Raw genomic sequence first — 18401 nt, forward strand, 5'->3', positions numbered from 1 at the left:
CTCCACTTCATCCCGGCTTCGAGACTGCGCGTCGCCCCGCATGGTTTTAAGTTGAGTTGGGCGTGAAGCCAACCCCGGCGTCGTCCTGGCGAAAGCCAGGACCCACAACCACAAATGTCCTTTGTTGGGCTCGCTGGAATGACGAGTCCCGTTCACAACACAGGCCGCGGCGTATGGGTCCTGGCTTTCGCCAGGACGACAGCGGAGGTATGGCTGTGGCCTAATACACGTCCTTCGCGTCGGCCTCTTCGCTGGTCTGCACCAGTTCAAGGCTGCTCTCGACCTTGCCGAGCAGGCGGCCGAGGTCGCGGCGCTCCTGTGCGGAGAGACAGGACAATATCTCCTGCTCCTTGCGCAGCAGGCGCGGGATCAGCTCCTCGTATAGCGTCTGGCCGTTTTTGGTCAGTCGCAGGCGGAATTCGCGGCGGTCGTCGGCGTTCTCGACGCGCTCGACGATCTCGCGCTCCATCAGCGCCGACACCGCGCGGCTGATGGTGGATTTATGGGTGCGCGTGCAGTGCGCGATATACTGCGCGCTGCAGGGATCGCTGCGGAAGCCGAGCGTTGCGAGCACGCGCCACTCCGGAATGTCGAGCCCGTAGCGCGCCTGATATTCGCTCGACAGCGCCGAGGACACCTCGGCCGCCAGCCGGTTCAGGCGGAACGGCATGAAATGGAAGAGATCGAGGCGCTTCTTGGTCGGCGCGATAGTGTCGCGCACCTCCGCTTCCACGGCACTGCGCGGGCGGGCTGGAGGCTGGCTTGCAGAGGTCCGTGCCAAAAATCTCTCCAATTTGAGTTGACGGCAGCCCCGACTGGGGGTTTAAGATAGTTGCAAGTGAGACTAATTTAGCAAGGTCGCGGCCGGCTCGCAAGGTCCCGGTCGCGGGCCGGTCACACAGAACCGCAGCCAGAGGCCGCGGCGCAAGGGAAACATCCAGGGTCACGCAATGGCACACGCCAACACGGCACAGGCCAAAACCCAGTTCGGCTATCGCCGTCACCCCGACCAGGAGCGCTCGGGCGCCAATGTCGCGGAGCATCCCGTCGTCGTGGTCGGCGCCGGGCCGGTGGGATTGTCGCTCGCGATCGATCTTGCGCAGCGCGGCCAGCGCGTGGTGCTGCTCGACGATGCCGACCGGATCGGCGAAGGCTCGCGCGCAATCTGCTTCTCGAAGCGCTCGCTTGAGTTCTGGGACCGTCTCGGGGTCGGCGACCGCATGGTCGAGAAAGGCGTGGTGTGGAGCGTCGGCAAGATCTTCCACGGCGCCTCGCAGCTCTACCAGTTCAATTTGCTGCCTGAGGAAGGCCACAAGCGGCCCGCCTTCATCAACCTGCAGCAGTTCTATGCCGAGGCCTATCTGGTCGACCGGGTGGGGCAACTGCCTGAAATTGACCTGCGCTGGCGCAACAAGGTGATCGCGCTGGAGAGCCGTAACGATGGCGTTGCGCTGACCATCGCAACTCCCGACGGCTCCTACCAGGTGCACGCGACCTTCGTGGTCGCCTGCGATGGCGCCCGTTCCTCGCTGCGGCAGATGGTCGGCGCGGAATTCGCAGGCCAGGTGTTCGAGGACCAGTTCCTGATCGCTGACGTCAAGATGACGGCGGCGTTTCCGACCGAGCGCTGGTTCTGGTTCGATCCGCCGTTCCATGCCGGACGCTCCGCGCTGCTGCACAAGCAGCCGGACGATATCTGGCGGATCGACCTGCAGCTCAATCCGGATGCCGATCCGGTGGCCGAGAAGCAGCCCGAGAATGTCCGGCCGCGGATCGAGCGCATGCTCGGGCACGACAAGTTCGAGTTCGAATGGATCTCGCTTTACAAGTTCCAGTGCCGCCGGATGGCCAAGTTCATCCACGGCCGGGTGATCTTTGCCGGGGATTCCGCGCATCAGGTCTCGCCGTTCGGCGCACGCGGTGCCAATTCCGGGCTCGAGGACGCCGAGAATCTGGCGTGGAAGCTCGACCGCGTGCTGCGCCGGCTGTCGCCGGAGGGCTTGCTGGAGAGCTATCACATCGAGCGCAGCGCGGCGGCGGACGAGAACATCCGCGAGTCCACCCGCTCGACCGACTTCATGGCGCCGGCGACGAAACAGGAAGCGCGGCTGCGTCAGGCCGTGCTATCGCTTGCCAAGGATACCGAGTTCGGCAAGCGCATGGTCAATGGCGGGCGGCTGTCGGTGCCGTCGGTCTACGACACGCCGCTGTCGAGCAGCGATCGCGACGATTGGCGCGGCGGCCCGCGGCCCGGCGCCTCGATGCCGGATGCGCCGGTGACAGAGCGGGGCGGCGGTTCCACCTATCTGACCGACGTTTTCATCAGGCAGGGAACGCGCTTCACGCTGCTGGAGTTTGGCAATGGCGCTGCTGTCGATGTGCCGGACGGCGTCGGCAGCATCCGGGTCGGCGGCGAGGGTGGGCTGGTCGACGCGCAGGGCCTTGCCGGCAAACGCTATGATGCCGAGCCCGGCACCGCCTATCTGCTGCGGCCGGACGGTTATGTCGCCGCACGCTTCCGCAACGCGGCACGGCCGGAGCTCGATGCGGCGCTGGCACGCGCGGCCGGCCTGAACTGAGGAGCAGTCATGGTGCTGTCGACCAGTTCGAATTTCGCAAAGCCCGACGACGCCTTCCGCGCCATCGTCGAGGCCCATCGCGGCCTCACCGAGGCGCAGAGCGCCGATCTCGATGCCGCGCTGGTTCTGGTGCTCGCCAACCATATCGGCGATCTCGACGTGCTGCGCGAGGCGATCGCGCTGGCGAAGCGGCGGATGCTTGATGCAAGCCAGCAGCAACAGCAGCAACAACAATAGCACTGAGCAAACGGACAGGATTGAACTGATGGCCAAAGGTTTCGCATCGACCACGGATCTTTCGGAGAAGAAGGTCACCTTCTCGGAGATCGGCACCGATCTCTATGCCTTCACCGCCGAGGGCGATCCCAACACCGCCGTGATCGTCGGCGACGACGGCTGTCTGGTGTTCGACGCGCAGGCGACGCCGGCGATGGCGAACAAGGTGATCGAGCGCGTCAAGACCGTCACCGACAAGCCGATCAAATATGTCGTGCTGTCGCATTATCACGCGGTGCGCGTGCTCGGCGCCTCCGCCTATCACGCGCAAGGCATCGTCGCCTCGCAGGAAACCTATCGCCTGATCGAGGAGCGCGGCCAGCAGGATTGGGATTCCGAATATGGCCGCTTCCCGCGGCTGTTCCAGGATGCCGCGAGCATCCCCGGCCTGACCTGGCCGACGCTGACCTTCGAGGGCGAGATGTCGATCTATCTCGGCAAGCGTGAGGTGCGGCTGATGCAGCTCGGCGCCGGCCATACCTCGGGCGACATCGTCGCCTGGGTGCCGGATGCCGAGGTGATGTTCTCCGGCGATCTGATCGAATATCACTCGGCCTGCTATTGCGGCGATGCGCATTTGCGCGAATGGCCGACGACCTTGAACGAGATCCGCGCCTTCAATCCGAAGGCGATCGCGCCGGGCCGCGGCGACGCGCTGAACGGCCTCGCCACCGGGCGCGATGCGATCGCGATGACGCGCGATTTCGTCACCACGCTCTACGGCGCCGCCGAATCGTCCGTCGCCAAGGGCCGCAGCCTGAAGGAATCGATGGCGGCGACGCGCGAGGTGATGGATCCGAAGTTCTCGAGCTTTGCGATCTACGAGCACTGCCTGCCGTTCAACGTTTCGCGCGCCTATGACGAGGCGTCGGGGATCGACGATCCCGTGATCTGGACCGACAAGCGCGACCAGGAAATGTGGGCCGCCCTGCAAGGAGGATAGCGATGAACATCAATACCTCGCCTGATCAGATCGTCCGCAGCTCAGGGCAAGTCACCCCGGGCTACATGTCCGGCTTCGGCAACAGCTTCGAGACCGAGGCCTTGCCCGGCGCGCTGCCGATGGGGCGCAATTCGCCGCAGCGCTGCGCCTACGGGCTCTATGCCGAGCAATTGTCCGGCTCGCCGTTCACGGCGCCGCGCGGCACCAACGAGCGCTCCTGGCTCTATCGCATCCGCCCATCGGTGCGGCACTCCGGCCGCTTCGCCAAGGCCGATGCCGGGCTGTGGCGCACCGCGCCGTGCCACGAATACGACATGCCGATCGCACAGCTGCGCTGGGACCCCGCGCCGATCCCGAAGGAGGACATGACCTTCCTGCAGGGCGTGCAGACCATGACCACGGCGGGTGATGCCAACACCCAGGCCGGCATGGCGGCGCACATCTACCTCATCACCAAATCGATGGTCGATCAGCATTTCTACAATGCCGATGGCGAGATGATGTTCGTGCTGCAGCAGGGTAATCTGCGCTTCGTCACCGAGTTCGGCCGCATCGACGCCGAGCCGGGCGAGATCGTCGTGATCCCGCGCGGCGTCAAATTCCGCGTCGAAATTCCCGGCGGCCCGGCGCGCGGCTATCTCTGCGAGAATTACGGCGGCGCTTTTACGCTGCCGGAGCGCGGCCCGATCGGCGCCAACTGCCTCGCCAATTCGCGCGACTTCCTGACGCCGGTGGCTAGCTACGAGGACAAGGACACGCCGACCGAGCTCTACGTCAAATGGGGCGGCTCGCTGTTCAAGACCACGCTGCCCCATTCGCCGATCGACGTGGTCGCCTGGCACGGCAATTACGCTCCCTACAAATACGATCTGCGCACCTTCTCGCCGGTCGGCGCGATCGCCTTCGATCATCCCGATCCTTCGATCTTCACGGTGCTGACCTCGCCGTCGGAGACCGCGGGCACCGCGAATATCGACTTCGTGATCTTCCCGGAGCGCTGGATGGTGGCCGACAACACCTTCCGTCCGCCGTGGTACCACATGAACATCATGTCGGAGTTCATGGGCCTGATCTACGGCGTCTACGACGCCAAGCCGCAGGGCTTCGTGCCCGGCGGCATCAGCTTGCACAATTGCATGCTGCCGCACGGCCCCGACCGCGAAGCCTTCGAACACGCCAGCAACAGCGAGCTGAAGCCGGTGAAGCTGACCGGCACGATGGCCTTCATGTTCGAGACCCGCTTCCCGCAGCGCGTGACCGAACATGCGGCGAAGTCGTCGACGCTGCAGGACGATTACTCGGATTGCTGGAAGGGCTTGGAAAAGAAGTTCGATCCGAACAAGCCGTAGGTCTTCACCCTCCCCTGGAGGGGGAGGGTCGGTACGCATGGAGCAACGCGACATGCGTACCGCGGTGGGGTGATCTCTCAACACGGGCAGTGTGCTTCGCGGATAGACCGTCACCCCACCCCGCCGCTCATTTCATTCGCGTCGACCCAAGAGCGAGCTTCGCTCGTCTCGACCCCCTCCAGGGGAGGGTGAATAAACATCAGCCATCGCATCTGATTGCACCGGGATCACCATGCCCCACCCCAACGACCCAAAGCTCCGCTCCTTCATCGACGTCGCCCCGACCTCCGACTTCCCGATCCAGAACCTGCCCTACGGCGTGTTCTCGTCGAAGGATGGTCTTGCGCCGCGCGTCGGCGTTGCGATCGGCGATTATGTGCTCGACCTCTGGGAGCTCGAGCAGGACTCGCGGCTCGATGTCGGGCCGCTCGGCGTGTTCTCGCAGCCGTCGCTCAACGCCTTCATGGCGCTCGGGCCGAAAGTGTGGTCGGCGACGCGGGCACGGATCAGCGAGCTGCTCCGCTCGGATCATCCGGAGCTACGCGACAACAGGGAATTGCGGGCGCGGGCGCTGGTGCCGATGGCCGACGTCAGGCTGCACATGCCGTTTGCGGTCTCGGGCTACACCGACTTCTATTCGTCGAAGGAGCACGCCACTAATGTCGGCGTCATGTTCCGCGGCAAGGACAATGCGCTGCAGCCGAACTGGCTGCATATGCCGATCGGCTATAACGGCCGCGCCTCGACCGTCGTCGTGTCAGGCACCAAGGTGCGGCGGCCGCGCGGTCAGCTGAAGCCGCCGACATCAGAGGTGCCGAGCTTCGGCGCCTGCAAGCGGCTCGATTTTGAACTCGAGATGGGCGTGGTCGTCGGCCAGGCCTCGCCGATGGGCGAGATGCTGACGGAGAAGCAGGCCGAGGAGATGATCTTCGGCTTCGTCATCCTCAACGACTGGAGCGCGCGCGACATCCAGCAGTGGGAGTATGTGCCGCTCGGCCCGTTCCAGGCCAAGGCGTTCGCGACTTCGATCAGCCCGTGGGTTGTGACGCGCGAGGCGCTCGAGCCGTTCCGCATGCAGGGCCCGGCGCAGCAGCCGGAGCCGCTGGCGTACCTCAAGCAGACCCAGCCGAACAATTACGACATGCAGCTCGACGTCGCGCTGCGCGCCGGTGCGATGAACGAGGCGAAGACGATCTGCAGCACCAACTTCAAATACATGTACTGGTCGTCGGTCCAGCAGCTCGTGCACCACGCTTCCAGCGGCTGCGCGATGAATGTCGGCGATCTCCTAGGCAGCGGCACGATCTCCGGCCCCGAAAAGCGTCAGCGCGGCAGTCTCCTGGAAATCAGCTGGAACGGCACCGAGCCGGTCGAACTCGCCAGCGGCGTCACGCGGTCCTTCCTGGAGGACGGCGATTCGCTCGTGATGCGCGGTTGGTGCCAGGGCGACGGCTATCGCGTCGGCTTCGGCGAGGTCGAAGGCACGATCATCGCGGCGAAGTAAGTCTCCGCGCATTCCGCGGCTTCACCTTCCCTTGAAAAGGGGAGGTCGGTTTGCGCAGCAAACCGAGTAGATCTGGTCTCTCCGTAGACGCCAGCGCTCGCGGCTGACCCCCATCCCACCTTCCCCCTTTCAGGGGGAGGGTGCCCGACAGGCGTGCAAACTCACCGTTCCTCGGGCCTGACGTCCCTCAGCCGCGCCGTATTCGCCGCGACGTCCTCGAGGCTGTACTTCAAATGCACCCGCTTGTCCGACGGCGGCTGGTTGACCGTGCAGACCCCCGGCCGCCACGGCTTGGCCGGGCGGATCGGCCGCGGCGCAAAACCGCCGCCGCAGTTTGGGCAGACATTGCCGAGCCTGGTCTCGGCGCAATCCGCACAGAACGTGCATTCATAGGAGCAGATCCGCGCGTCGGTGGCGCTGGGTGGCAGGTCCTTGTCGCAATATTCGCAGTTCGGTCGCAGCTGCAGCGCCATGGTTCATCTCTCTTGCCGTTGCCGGAATGATCGCAAGCCAAGCCGCAAAAGCGAATGGCGGATTTCCCTCGATTCGAGCCATCACGCCTGTAGCGACTTCAGCGGCAGCTTGGTGCTCTCCTTCAGGCGGTCGAGCACGATCGAGGAGCGCACGTGGGCCACGCTCTGGTGCGGCATCAGCACGTTGTTGACGATGTCGGACAGGCTCTTGAGGTCGCGCAGCATCACCTTGAGCACGTAGTCGGCATCCCCCGTCAGTGCGTAGGCCTCCTGGATATCGTCGACGCGGTTGACCAGCTCGCGAAACCGCTTGGCGTTGTCGGGCGAGTGGGTCGCAAGCGTGATGTGGATGAAGGCGATCAGGCCGAAGCCGAGCGCCTCGCCGGCGAGGTCGGCATGGTAGCCGGCGATGACCTTCTCCTCCTCCAGCCGCATCCGCCGCCGCGAGCATTGCGATGCCGACAGCCCGACGAGGTCGGCCAGCTGCTGGTTGGTCAGCCGGCCATCGTCCTGCAGCGCGGCGAGCATTTTCAGGTCGAAAGCGTCCACTTCAGGCATGCGTCGAACGTCCACTTCATGCACGGATCGTGCGCGAGAATAGCAAAATGGGACCCATTTTGCACGCACGTTGCGCAGCAGGTGACGGAAACTGATCTCCAGACAAATCAGGGAGTTGCCGCCATGGGTCCGTTTCCGCACGATGCGCCGCCGGCCGAAATCAGCACTGAGAACCCGATGGGCACCGACGGCTTCGAGTTCGTCGAATATGCCCATCCGAATCCGGCGGAGCTGCACGCCCTGTTCAAGCTGATGGGCTTCGTCGCGGTCGCCCGCCACCGGACCAAGCAGATCACGGTCTATCGCCAGGGCGACATCAACTATCTCGTCAATGAGGAGCCGGGCAGCCACGGCTTCAACTTCGTCGCCGCGCACGGCCCCTGCGCGCCGTCGATGGCGTTCCGCGTGGTCGACGCCAAGCATGCCTATGAGCGCGCGATCGCGCTCGGCGCGGAGCCGGCGGATGTCGCGCCCGCAGCGAAGACGCTCGATGTGCCCGCGATCAAGGGCATCGGCGGCAGCCTGCTTTATTTCGTCGATCGCTACGGCACCAAGGGCTCGGCCTATGATTCCGAGTTCGAATGGCTCGGCGCGGCCAACCCGCGCCCCCCGGGCTCAGGCCTGTATTACGTCGATCACCTCACCCACAACGTCCATCGCGGCCGGATGGATGTCTGGACCGGCTTCTATGCCAAGCTGTTCAACTTCCGCCAGATCCGCTTCTTCGACATCGAGGGCCGCGCGTCCGGCCTGTTCTCCCGCGCGCTGACCAGCCCGGACGGCAAGATCCGGATCCCGATCAACGAGGACGCCGGCGATTCCGGTCAGATCGAGGAATATCTCAACGTCTATCGCGGCGAGGGCATCCAGCACATCGCCTGCGGGGCGCGCGACATCCACGCGACCGTCGAGAGGTTGCGCGCCGATGGCCTGCCGTTCATGCCGTCGCCGCCCGACACCTATTTCGAGCGGATCGACGCCCGCCTGCCCAAGCATGGCGAGGACGTCGCGCGGCTCAGGACCAACGGCATCCTGATCGACGGCGAGGGCGTGGTCGACGGCGGCCAGACCAAGGTGCTGCTGCAGATCTTCTCGGCCAACGCGATCGGGCCGATCTTCTTCGAGTTCATTCAGCGCAAGGGCGACGACGGCTTCGGCGAAGGCAACTTCAAGGCGCTGTTCGAATCGATCGAGGAAGACCAGATCCGCCGCGGCGTGCTGAAGGTCGATCACGCGGCGTAAGGACGCCGTAATGCCACGCTAGCGCTCAGCCATAGCTGTCGTCCCGGCGAACGCCGGGACCCATACCGCGGAATCCATCGGGTATGTCGGGTGGTAGTCCCGCGGTAGGGGCGTGCGCAACAACTCCGTTCAGTGGTTATGGGTCCCGGCCTTCGCCGGGACGACAGCGAGATTTACTTCCCCGCCTTCCACGCGCTGGTCACGTCGCCAATATTCGCCAACTCCGGCTCGCGGATCGCGGACGGTGTGCGCGAGAAGCGCGGCGCGGGGGCGGGCTGGGTCACGCCGTGGCGTTCGACGAACACCTGGCGTGCGGCCATGTGCGGATGCTTGGGCGCTTCCTCCATGGTCAGGATCGGCGCGAAGCAGATGTCGGTGCCTTCCATGATCTGGCACCAGTCCGCGCGCGACTTGCTCTTGAACACCCGGGTCAACTTCTCCTTCAGCGCCGGCCACGCCTTGCGATCCATCTGCGCGTCGAAGTCGGCGTCGGTCAGGTCGGCGTGCTTGCGCAGCAGCGCGTAGAACTGCGGCTCGATCGAGCCGATCGAGATGAAGTTGCCGCAGGAGCATTCATAGACGCCGTAGAAATGCGCGCCGCCATCCAGGAAATTCTGGTCGCGGCCGCCGCTCCAGCGGCCCTGCGCGGCCATGTCGTAGAACATCGACATCAGCGAGGCCGCGCCGTCGCACATCGCGGTGTCGACCACCTGGCCCTTGCCGGACTTCTGCGCTTCCAAGAGCGCGGCGAGCACGCCGACCACGAGGTAGAGCGCGCCGCCGCCGAAATCGCCGACCAGGTTGAGCGGCGGCACCGGCTTCTCCTTGGTGCCGATCGCAGCCAGCGCGCCGGTGATCGAGATGTAGTTGATGTCATGGCCGGCGGCATTGGCGAGTGGGCCTTCCTGGCCCCAGCCGGTCATGCGGCCATAGACCAGTTTCGGATTGCGCGCGAGCACGACATCGGGGCCGAGGCCGAGACGCTCCATCACGCCGGGCCGAAAGCCCTCGATCAGCGCGTCGGCATGGCCGAGCAGGTCGAGCACTTCGGCAACCGCCGCCTTGTTCTTGAGATCGAGCTCAATGACCTTGCGGCCGCGGGTTGCAACCGCCTTCAAATTCTTGCCGGCGCCGATGCGGTCCAGGGTGATGACCTCGGCGCCCATGTCGGCGAGCAGCATGCAGGCGAACGGGCCGGGGCCGATGCCGGCGAATTCGACGATGCGGAAGCCGGCGAGCGGGCCCGAGGTACGAGCGGCGGTCTGGGAGGCGGGTTTATCGAGCACGTTGTTCTTCCGTTGGTTGCGGGGCGCTAGGCGGCTGAGATGTCGCGGCTGGCTTGGTTGCCGAACTTCATGCGTTCTCCCAGCCGTCCGTGGGACGGTATTTTTAATTAGCTGATTAGCTAAATTGTCTCGCCTAAAGCCGGATGTGGCAAGCACCTTTTGTCTGTGCCGCCGGTAAAAACGCGAACGGCGCGCATTGCGGCGCGCCGTTGCAGACTTGTGTTTAGGCGCTAAAGCGCGATGAGAATCGTCATCACGCTTTAGCGCTTTGTTTGAGCATGATCTTTCCGGAAAACCGCCTCGCACTTTTCCGGATCATGCTTGATTAACCGGCCGCGGTCACCGCCCGCTGTCCCATCACCTTCACGAGGTTGGCGCGGTAATCCGCCGACCCGTGGATGTCGGCGAGCAGGCCGCTCGCCGGGATCGTCACGCTGTCGAGCGCCGAGGCCGCCCAGTTTGCCTTCAGCGCCTGCTCGATCGGCGCGACCCGCATGACGCCGCTCTGCGAAGCACCGGTCGCGGCGACGCGGACGTCACCGGCTTTGGTCCTGGCGACGAACACGCCGGTCAGCGCGAAGCGCGAGGCGGGATTGGGAAACTTGGCGTAGCCGGCCTTGGCCGGAACCGGGAACGACACTGCGGTGATGATCTCGCCATCCTCAAGGGCCGTCGTGAACAGGCCCTTGAAGAAATCCTCCGCCGCGATCGACCGCTTGTTGGTCTTGACCGTCGCGCCGAGCGCCAGCACCGCCGCCGGATAATCCGCCGCCGGGTCATTGTTGGCGAGCGAGCCGCCGATCGTGCCGCGATAGCGCACGGCGGGATCGCCGATCATCGACGCCAGATCGGCGAGCGCCGGGATCGCCTTCTGTACCGCGTCGCTTTGCGCCACATCGTAATGCGGAGTCGCGCCCTTGATGGTGACCGTATCCCCCGAAACCTCGATGCCGATCATCTCCTGCACCTTGGAGAGGTCGATCACGTCGGTAGGCGCGGCAAGACGCTGCTTCATCACCGGAAGGAGGGTTTGTCCGCCGGCGACGAATTTTGATTCCGTGCCCTTGGCGAAGGTTGCGGCGGCGTCAGCGACCGAGGAAGCGCGGTGATAATTTGTCTCGTACATGGCTCTTCCTCCCTCAACCGTGAATGGCGTGCCAGACGCGATCGGGCGTCGCCGGCATTTCCAGCTTGTTGTTGCCGATCGCGTCCGTGATCGCATTGATCACGGCAGCCGAGGCGCCGATCGCGCCGGCCTCGCCGCAGCCCTTGACGCCGAGCGGGTTGCCCGGACACAGCGTCGTGGTGTGCGAGAGCTGGAACGAGGGCAGATCGTCCGCGCGCGGCATGGTGTAGTCCATGAAGGATGCGGTCATGAGCTGACCGGTGCCGTCATAGACCACGCCTTCGAGCAGTGCCTGGCCGATGCCCTGTGCAAGGCCGCCATGGACCTGGCCTTCGACGATCATCGGGTTGATCAGCCGGCCGAAATCGTCGGCCGCGACGAAGTTGACGAAGGAGGTCTTGCCGGTGCCCGGATCGACCTCGAGCTCGCAGATATAGGCGCCGGCGGGGAAGGTGAAGTTGGTCGGATCGTAGAACGCCGTCTCCTTCAGGCCGGGCTCCATGCCTTCGGGCAGATTGTGCGCGGTGTAGGCGGCGAGCGCGACCATCGGCAGCGCGATCGACTTGTCGGTGCCGGTGACCTTGAACTCGCCGTTCTCGATCACGATGTCGCTCTCGGACGCCTCGAGCGCATGCGCCGCGATCTTCTTGGCCTTGGCCTCGACCTTCTCCATCGCCTTCACGATCGCCGTACCGCCGACCGCGAGCGAGCGCGAGCCGTAGGTGCCCATGCCGAACTGAACCTTGTCGGTGTCGCCATGGACGATCGAGACCTGGCTGATCGGCACGCCGAGCCGCTCCGCGATGATCTGGCAGAACGTGGTCTCGTGGCCCTGGCCGTGGCTGTGCGAGCCGGTGAGCACCTCGATGGTACCGACCGGATTGACGCGGATCTCCGCCGATTCCCACAGGCCGACGCCGGCGCCGAGGCTGCCGACCGCCTTCGACGGCGCGATGCCGCAGGCCTCGATATAGCAGGAGATGCCGATGCCGCGCAGCTTGCCGTCGGCTTTCGCCTTGGCCTTGCGGGCCGGGAAGCCGGCATAGTCGATCGCTTTCATCGCGGCATCGATCGAGGCGTGGAAGTCGCCGATGTCATACGCCATGATCACAGGCGTCTGATACGGGAACTGGGTGATGAAGTTCTTCTTGCGCAGCTCGGTCGGATCGACCTTCAATTGCCGCGCCGCCGTCTCCATCATGCGCTCGATCAGATAGCTCGCCTCGGGGCGGCCGGCGCCGCGATAGGCGTCGACCGGCGTGGTGTTGGTGTAGACGCCGATCACCTCGGCGTAGATCGCCGGGATCACGTACTGGCCCGACAGCAGCGTCGCGTAGAGATAGGTCGGCACCGCCGAGGAGAACAGCGACATATAGGCGCCGAAATTGGCGTGGGTCTTCACCCGCAGGCCAAGAATCTTGTTGTCCTTGTCGAACGCCAACTCCGCCTTCGAGACATGGTCGCGGCCATGCGCGTCGGTGAGGAAGGCTTCCGAACGGTCGCCGGTCCACTTCACCGGGCGCCCTACCTTCTTGGAGGCCCACAGCGCCACCATCTCTTCCGGATAGATGTAGATCTTGGAGCCGAAGCCGCCGCCGACGTCGGGCGCGATCACGCGCAGCTTGTGCTCGGGCGCGATGTTGTAGAACGCCGACAGCACGAGGCGGGCGACGTGCGGGTTTTGCGACGTCGTGTAGAGCGTGTAGTGCTCTTCGGCCTGGTCGTAATGCGCGATCGCCGCACGCGGCTCCATCGCGTTCGGCACCAGGCGGTTATTGGTGAGGTCGAGCGTCACCACATTGGCCGCCTTGCTGAAGGCATCCTTGACCGCGGCTTCGTCGCCGAGATGCCAGTCATACACGATGTTGCCGGGAGCTTCGGGATGAAGCTGCGCGGCGCCCGGCTTGATCGCGGCCTTGATGTCAGGCACCGCGGGAAGTTCTTCGTAGTTGACGACGACCGCTTCGGCGGCGTCCCTGGCCTGGTTCTTGGTCTCGGCGATCACGACCGCGACCGCCTGTCCGACAAAGCGCACGGTCTCCGGCGCCATCGCCGGCCACGCGCCCATTTTCATCGGCGAGCCGTCCTTCGAGGTGATGGCCCAGCCGCAGATCAAATTGCCGACCTTGTCGTCGACGATCTGCTGTCCGGTCAGCACTGCGATCACGCCGGGCATCTTCATGGCCTCGGCTGAATCGATGCCCTTGACCTTGGCATGCGCATGCGGGCTGCGGATGAAGTGAGCGTAGCTCATGCCGACCATTTTGACGTCGTCGACGTAACGTCCCTGTCCGGTGATGAACCGGCGATCTTCCTTGCGCACGACACGTGCGCCAATTCCTTCAACACCCATTGTCTAGTCCTCCCGACCGGAGATTCGATTTGCCGCCGTTTCCATCGAGACCGGCGGTGGTGAGCTTGATCGTACGCGGTGCGTGGCGCGCTATTCGGCGGCCTGCGCAACCTTCATGCGGCCGGCAGCGTCGAGCACTGCCTTGACGATGTTGTGGTAGCCGGTGCAGCGGCAGATGTTGCCTTCGAGCTCGTGGCGAACCGTTTCCTCGTCGAGCTTGCCGCCATGCCGGTGCACGATGTCGACCGCGGACATGATCATACCGGGGGTGCAATAGCCGCACTGCAGGCCATGATTGTCGCGGAACGCCGCCTGCATCGGGTGCAGCTCGTCGCCCTTGGCGAGGCCTTCGATCGTGGTGACGTTGCAGCCCGCGGCCTGGCCGGCCAGCATGGTGCAGGATTTGACCGCCCGTCCATCGACATGCACGACGCAGGCGCCGCACTGGCTGGTATCGCAGCCGACGTGGGTGCCGGTGAGGTTCAGGTTTTCGCGCAAGAGGTGCACGAGGAGGGTTCGGTCCTCAACGTCGACCGAGACCGCCTTGCCGTTTACCGTCAGTTTGACTGTAGACACGCGTTTCTCCCAATAGCTTCGTTATGGGCCCAGTAGACCACGCTTCATGTGGGTCGTAACCGCGATCAAAGTCGTAGTCGCGACCTTGTCATGAAGGCGCCGGGCAGTGCCTGCGATCCTAGCAGGCAGCCGTTCAATGGGCAATTTGCAAGCTGCCGGCGGCGCACTCCGGCGCGACGAAATTGCCCGGCAGCGCAAGCGGTTTTCGGCAAGCTGACGGTGCTCGCCGCACGCCAAAATCGTCGCCGCGATCGCTACTACCTTCCGCCTATAACGACGCAAAGGCGTTGCTGTCATTTTCATCGCCGACGCAGCGGCAGAAGATCGCTGGTTCATGAAATTCGGCAGCGATCCGCGCGCGCGATGCATCCATCGCGGCAACGAAACCATATTGGAGGAAGCCAATGAAGCTGAGGAGCGGGATTTTCTTTGCCGGCGTGTCGCTGGTCGCCATGGTGCTGGCAGGCATTGGTGCGTCGAAAGCGAATGATTCCGTCGTCAAGGCGGCGTCCGATCCCAACGGATGGGCAATCGCCGGCCACGACTACGGCAATACGCGCTTCAGCCCGTTGAAGCAGATCAACTCCGAGAACGCCGGCAAGCTGCAGCTCGTCTATTCGCTGTCGCTGGCTTCGCTCCGCTCCAACGAGTCGTCGCCGGTCGTGATCGGCAAGAACCTGTATGTGTCGACCTCGTGGGGTCCGAAATACGTCTATGCGATCGATGCCGCGACCGGCGCCCGCAAATGGACCTGGCAGCCCGACATTCCGGATGACGTGCTCCAATACGCCTGCTGCGACGTCAACAATCGCGGCGTGTCCTATGCCGACGGCAAGATCTTCGTCGGCCGGCTCGACGGCAAGCTGACCGCGCTCGACGCCGAGACTGGCAAGGAGCTCTGGACCTCGACGGTCGTCGACTACAAGCAGGGCTCGGTCATCACCTCGCCGCCGCTCGTCGTCCGCGACAAGGTCATCACCGGCTTCGGCGGCGGTGAATATGGCGTCCGCGGCGCGTTGCAGGCGTTCTCGCTCAAGGACGGCAAGCTGCTCTGGCAGACCTACACGGTGCCGGCGCCGGGCGAGCCCGGCAGCGAGACCTGGAAGGGCGACACCGGGCTGCATGGCGGCGGCGCCGCCTGGCTGGTCGGCTCCTATGATGCCAAGTCCGACACGGTCTACTGGGGTACCAGCAATCCGGGGCCGTGGAATACCGCAGTGCGCTCCACCGGCGACGGCAATTTCGGCAAGCTGACCAACCTCTACACGGCCTCGACGCTGGCGATCGATCCCAACACCGGCAAGATCAAGTGGCACATCCAGGGCACGCCGGCCGACGCCTGGGACTATGACGGTGTCAACGAGCTGCTGCTCGCCGACCTCAAGATCAAGGGCACCGAGACGCCCGTGCTGATGAAGGCGGACCGCAACGGCTTCTTCTTCGTGGCCAACCGCGAGACCGGCAAGATGATCTCCGCGGAGAAATACGTCTTCGCCAACTGGGCCAAGAAATGGGACATCAACACGATGCGGGCGGAAGAGGATCCGGACAAGCGTCCGGGCCCGGGCCATCCCGCCAAGGACATCTGCCCGAACCTGATCGGCGGCAAGAACTGGCAGCCGATGTCGTTCAACCCGCAGACCGGCCTCGTCTACATCCCGAGCAACAATGTCTGCATGGACTGGTCGGTCTCTGACGTGAACTACAAGCGCGGCGTGTTCTATCTCGGCGCCGAATTCCCGACCAAGCCGGGCCCCGGCGGCTTCCTCGGCGAACTCGTGGCCTGGGATCCGATCGCCAACAAGAAGGTGTGGAGCATCAAGGAAGACCTGCCCTTCAACGGCGGCACGCTGACGACCGGCGGCAATTTGGTGTTCTCCGGCAATCTGCACGGCGACTTCCGCGCCATCGATGCCAAGAACGGCAAGGTGCTGTGGAGCAAGAACCTCGGCAGCGGCATCGGCGCGGGTCCCGTGACCTATTCGGTCGACGGCAAGCAGTATGTCGCGATCGTGGTCGGACGCACCGCGGCGCTGCCGGCCTTCCTCGGTGACATCGGCAAGAAGATGGTCGCCGCGGCGCCCGAAGGTGGCTCGCTGTTCGTGTTCGCCCTGCAGTAACGATCGTCAAGGAGGCAGCATTGTCCGTGTCTTGCATCGCCCGAAACGAACTGCGCACCCCCTCGCGCAACACGCGGTTGGAACATGCAATCCGGACCGTGCTGCTCTCCGCCCTGCTCATGGTGCCGGCCCTGGCGGCCGGCGCCGGCGAGACAAAACCGCCGCTGCGGCTCTGCGCCGACCCGACCAACCTGCCGTTCTCGAGCGACGACCCGGGCAAGCCCGGCCTCTATCTCGAGATCGGCCAGGCGGTGGCGCAGAAGCTCGGCCGTACGGTGAGCACCAATTGGTACAAGTCCTATTTCGGCAAGCGCACCGTGCGGGAGACGCTGCTCAGCAAGCAGTGCGACGCCATGGTCGGCCTGCCGCTGATCGACGATTTCATGGGCCCGGCGGTGATCTTCTCGAAGCCGATCGCCCATGAGGGCTACGCACTGGTCGGCAGCAAGGACCGCAAGCTTGCCGGCATCGACGACCTCAGGGGATTGCGGGTTGCGGTGCAGTATCAATCGACGCCGCAGAACCTGCTCGCGCTGCGCGACGATATCCGGAAGGTGACCGTGCTCAGCCCGGAGGAGGGCATGGCGGCGCTCGAACAGGGCAAGGTCGACATCGCCTTCATCTGGGCACCGGTGGCCGGCTGGCTCAACAAGACCAGCTACGGCGACAAATACCAGATCGTGTCGACCGAGGGCGACGGCCTGCTCTGGGCGACCGCGATCGGTTTCGCCAAGGCGTCCGGCGCGCTGCGCGATGAAGTCGACGGCGTGCTGCCGGCGCTGCAGCCGGAGATTTCCGCCCTGTTTGCCAAATATGGCGTGCCGAACGGCGCACCGGTGAAGTTCGGCGAGGCGGACCGGGCGACGACGTCATCCGTCGGCTCCAGCGAGCCCGTCACGGTCGGGCAGGCGGCCGCGGCCGAGAAACCGGTTCAGACCGCCGCGACCGCCGGCGATGCCAAAGGGGACGCCACCGCCGGGCGCGAGGTCTTTAACGGAACCTGCGCGCATTGCCACGGCCCGGACGCGGTGCAGGCCGAGCGAAAGATCGATCTCAGGCTGCTCAAGAAGCGCTATGCTGACGATATGGAATCGACTTTCTGGAAGACGGTCCATGACGGGCGGCCAGCCAAGGGCATGCCGGCCTGGAAGGACGTCTTCAACGACGACGAGCTCAGAAACGTATATGTCTATCTGCAGAGCGTGCAGGATACCGGCGGATCGAACTAGAAGCTGCGATTCGCAAATTGCAGTGCGAGGGTCCTCATGATGGGGTTCCTGATCATCGACGATCACCCCCTGTTCGGGGAGGCGCTTGGCAACGCCATTCGCATCTCGCATCCCGATGCCCGGATCTATGAGGCCACCTCGATCAAGGGGGCGCTTGGCATCCTCGCCAGCGAGCCGAATATCGACCTGGCGCTGCTCGATCTGCTGCTGCCCGACGTGGTCGGCTTCTCCGGCTTTCAGAAGATCAGGGATCGCTATCCGCGGCTGCCGATCGCCATCGTCTCGAGCGAAGAGGACAAGCATACCATCCGCGAGGCGCTCGAGATGGGCGCGGTCGGCTATCTGCCGAAGTCGACCTCGCTCGGCGAGCTCTCGCAGGCGATCGCGCGCGTGCTGAGCGGGTCGGTCTCGGCGCCGCGGGATTTCGTCGCGGTCGGTGCGCTGGAACAGTCCGAGACGGCGCGGACGCTGCGCGAACGCATTCAGAAGCTGACGCCGCAGCAAATTCGGGTGCTCCATCTGATCATCCGCGGCCTGCAGAACCGCGAGATCGCCGCCGAGCTCAAGCTTGCGGAATCCACCGTGAAGGCGCATGTCACCGAGATCCTGCGCAAGCTGAAGCTGTTCAGCCGCAACAAGGCGATCATCGAGCTCGGCAAGATTCCGCTTCCGGTCCCGGAGGCCTGCTCGGGCGCAAAGGCGGAGAAGGCGCCCTAGCCGTGCTGCACTGCGAGGCGGGCGCATTGGAAATCCCGCCTATAGGCTGCCACCCGGCTTTGAGATAACG

Annotated in this window: 16 protein-coding genes; 9 read left to right on the forward strand and 7 right to left on the reverse strand. The window is 64.6% G+C overall.

Annotated elements, in window-relative coordinates; translation table 11 throughout:
* Positions 1 to 220: 220 nt before the first annotated feature.
* On the reverse strand, positions 221 to 781 hold the full coding sequence (locus ACVWY5_RS40665; RefSeq protein WP_028335197.1) for a MarR family winged helix-turn-helix transcriptional regulator: 561 nt from the start codon (positions 779 to 781) through the stop codon (positions 221 to 223).
* Positions 782 to 950: 169 nt separating this feature from the next.
* Between ACVWY5_RS40665 and ACVWY5_RS40670 the strand changes: the two genes are divergently transcribed.
* The 5 genes from ACVWY5_RS40670 (at position 951) to fahA (ending at position 6651) form a co-directional block, all read left to right on the forward strand.
* Positions 951 to 2579 (forward strand): FAD-dependent oxidoreductase, encoded by a 1629-nt coding sequence (locus ACVWY5_RS40670; RefSeq protein WP_028335198.1) that lies wholly within the window; start codon positions 951 to 953, stop codon positions 2577 to 2579.
* 9 nt (positions 2580 to 2588) lie between these two features.
* Positions 2589 to 2816, forward strand: a complete 228-nt coding sequence (locus ACVWY5_RS40675) for a DUF2783 domain-containing protein (protein WP_028335199.1) — start codon at positions 2589 to 2591, stop codon at positions 2814 to 2816.
* A 28-nt stretch (positions 2817 to 2844) separates the two neighbouring features.
* Positions 2845 to 3798: an MBL fold metallo-hydrolase gene (locus ACVWY5_RS40680; RefSeq protein WP_028335200.1), complete on the forward strand. Its 954-nt coding sequence runs from the start codon at positions 2845 to 2847 to the stop codon at positions 3796 to 3798.
* Between the two features lie 2 nt (positions 3799 to 3800).
* Entirely contained in the window at positions 3801 to 5147 is a 1347-nt protein-coding gene (gene hmgA / locus ACVWY5_RS40685; protein ID WP_028335201.1) for a homogentisate 1,2-dioxygenase, read from the forward strand.
* 232 nt (positions 5148 to 5379) lie between these two features.
* Positions 5380 to 6651: a fumarylacetoacetase gene (fahA, locus tag ACVWY5_RS40690; RefSeq protein ID WP_028335202.1), complete on the forward strand. Its 1272-nt coding sequence runs from the start codon at positions 5380 to 5382 to the stop codon at positions 6649 to 6651.
* Positions 6652 to 6812: 161 nt separating this feature from the next.
* Here the strand turns inward: fahA and ACVWY5_RS40695 are convergent, their stop codons facing one another.
* Both ACVWY5_RS40695 and ACVWY5_RS40700 read right to left on the reverse strand, forming a co-directional pair.
* Positions 6813 to 7124 carry a DUF1272 domain-containing protein gene (locus tag ACVWY5_RS40695; RefSeq protein WP_028335203.1) on the reverse strand — a complete coding sequence of 104 codons (312 nt, stop codon included), beginning with the start codon at positions 7122 to 7124 and terminating at the stop codon, positions 6813 to 6815.
* Between the two features lie 81 nt (positions 7125 to 7205).
* Positions 7206 to 7682, reverse strand: a complete 477-nt coding sequence (locus tag ACVWY5_RS40700) for an Lrp/AsnC family transcriptional regulator (protein WP_028335204.1) — start codon at positions 7680 to 7682, stop codon at positions 7206 to 7208.
* 123 nt (positions 7683 to 7805) lie between these two features.
* Between ACVWY5_RS40700 and hppD the strand changes: the two genes are divergently transcribed.
* Complete coding sequence (gene hppD / locus ACVWY5_RS40705; protein ID WP_028335205.1) at positions 7806 to 8924, forward strand: 4-hydroxyphenylpyruvate dioxygenase; 1119 nt, start codon at positions 7806 to 7808, stop codon at positions 8922 to 8924.
* 173 nt (positions 8925 to 9097) lie between these two features.
* Here the strand turns inward: hppD and ACVWY5_RS40710 are convergent, their stop codons facing one another.
* The 4 genes from ACVWY5_RS40710 to ACVWY5_RS40725 form a co-directional block, all read right to left on the reverse strand.
* The gene (locus ACVWY5_RS40710; RefSeq protein WP_028335206.1) at positions 9098 to 10210 is read right to left on the reverse strand and encodes a CaiB/BaiF CoA transferase family protein; all 1113 of its coding nucleotides are present in this window, start codon (positions 10208 to 10210) and stop codon (positions 9098 to 9100) included.
* Between the two features lie 325 nt (positions 10211 to 10535).
* On the reverse strand, positions 10536 to 11336 hold the full coding sequence (locus tag ACVWY5_RS40715; RefSeq protein WP_028335207.1) for an FAD binding domain-containing protein: 801 nt from the start codon (positions 11334 to 11336) through the stop codon (positions 10536 to 10538).
* 13 nt (positions 11337 to 11349) lie between these two features.
* On the reverse strand, positions 11350 to 13689 hold the full coding sequence (locus ACVWY5_RS40720) for a xanthine dehydrogenase family protein molybdopterin-binding subunit (protein ID WP_028335208.1): 2340 nt from the start codon (positions 13687 to 13689) through the stop codon (positions 11350 to 11352).
* A gap of 90 nt (positions 13690 to 13779) precedes the next feature.
* Positions 13780 to 14265: a (2Fe-2S)-binding protein gene (locus ACVWY5_RS40725; RefSeq protein ID WP_028335209.1), complete on the reverse strand. Its 486-nt coding sequence runs from the start codon at positions 14263 to 14265 to the stop codon at positions 13780 to 13782.
* A gap of 404 nt (positions 14266 to 14669) precedes the next feature.
* Here ACVWY5_RS40725 and ACVWY5_RS40730 point away from each other — a divergent pair, with 404 nt between their 5' ends.
* Genes ACVWY5_RS40730 through ACVWY5_RS40740 form a run of 3 tightly spaced genes read left to right on the forward strand, consistent with a single transcriptional unit; the run spans position 14670 to position 18331 of the window.
* Positions 14670 to 16385, forward strand: a complete 1716-nt coding sequence (locus ACVWY5_RS40730) for a PQQ-dependent dehydrogenase, methanol/ethanol family (protein WP_028335210.1) — start codon at positions 14670 to 14672, stop codon at positions 16383 to 16385.
* Positions 16386 to 16411: 26 nt separating this feature from the next.
* Positions 16412 to 17614: a c-type cytochrome gene (locus ACVWY5_RS40735; RefSeq protein WP_321176917.1), complete on the forward strand. Its 1203-nt coding sequence runs from the start codon at positions 16412 to 16414 to the stop codon at positions 17612 to 17614.
* 36 nt (positions 17615 to 17650) lie between these two features.
* Positions 17651 to 18331 (forward strand): response regulator, encoded by a 681-nt coding sequence (locus ACVWY5_RS40740; protein ID WP_016843264.1) that lies wholly within the window; start codon positions 17651 to 17653, stop codon positions 18329 to 18331.
* The last annotated feature ends 70 nt before the right edge of the window (positions 18332 to 18401 follow it).

Source organism: Bradyrhizobium sp. USDA 3256 (assembly GCF_054058275.1).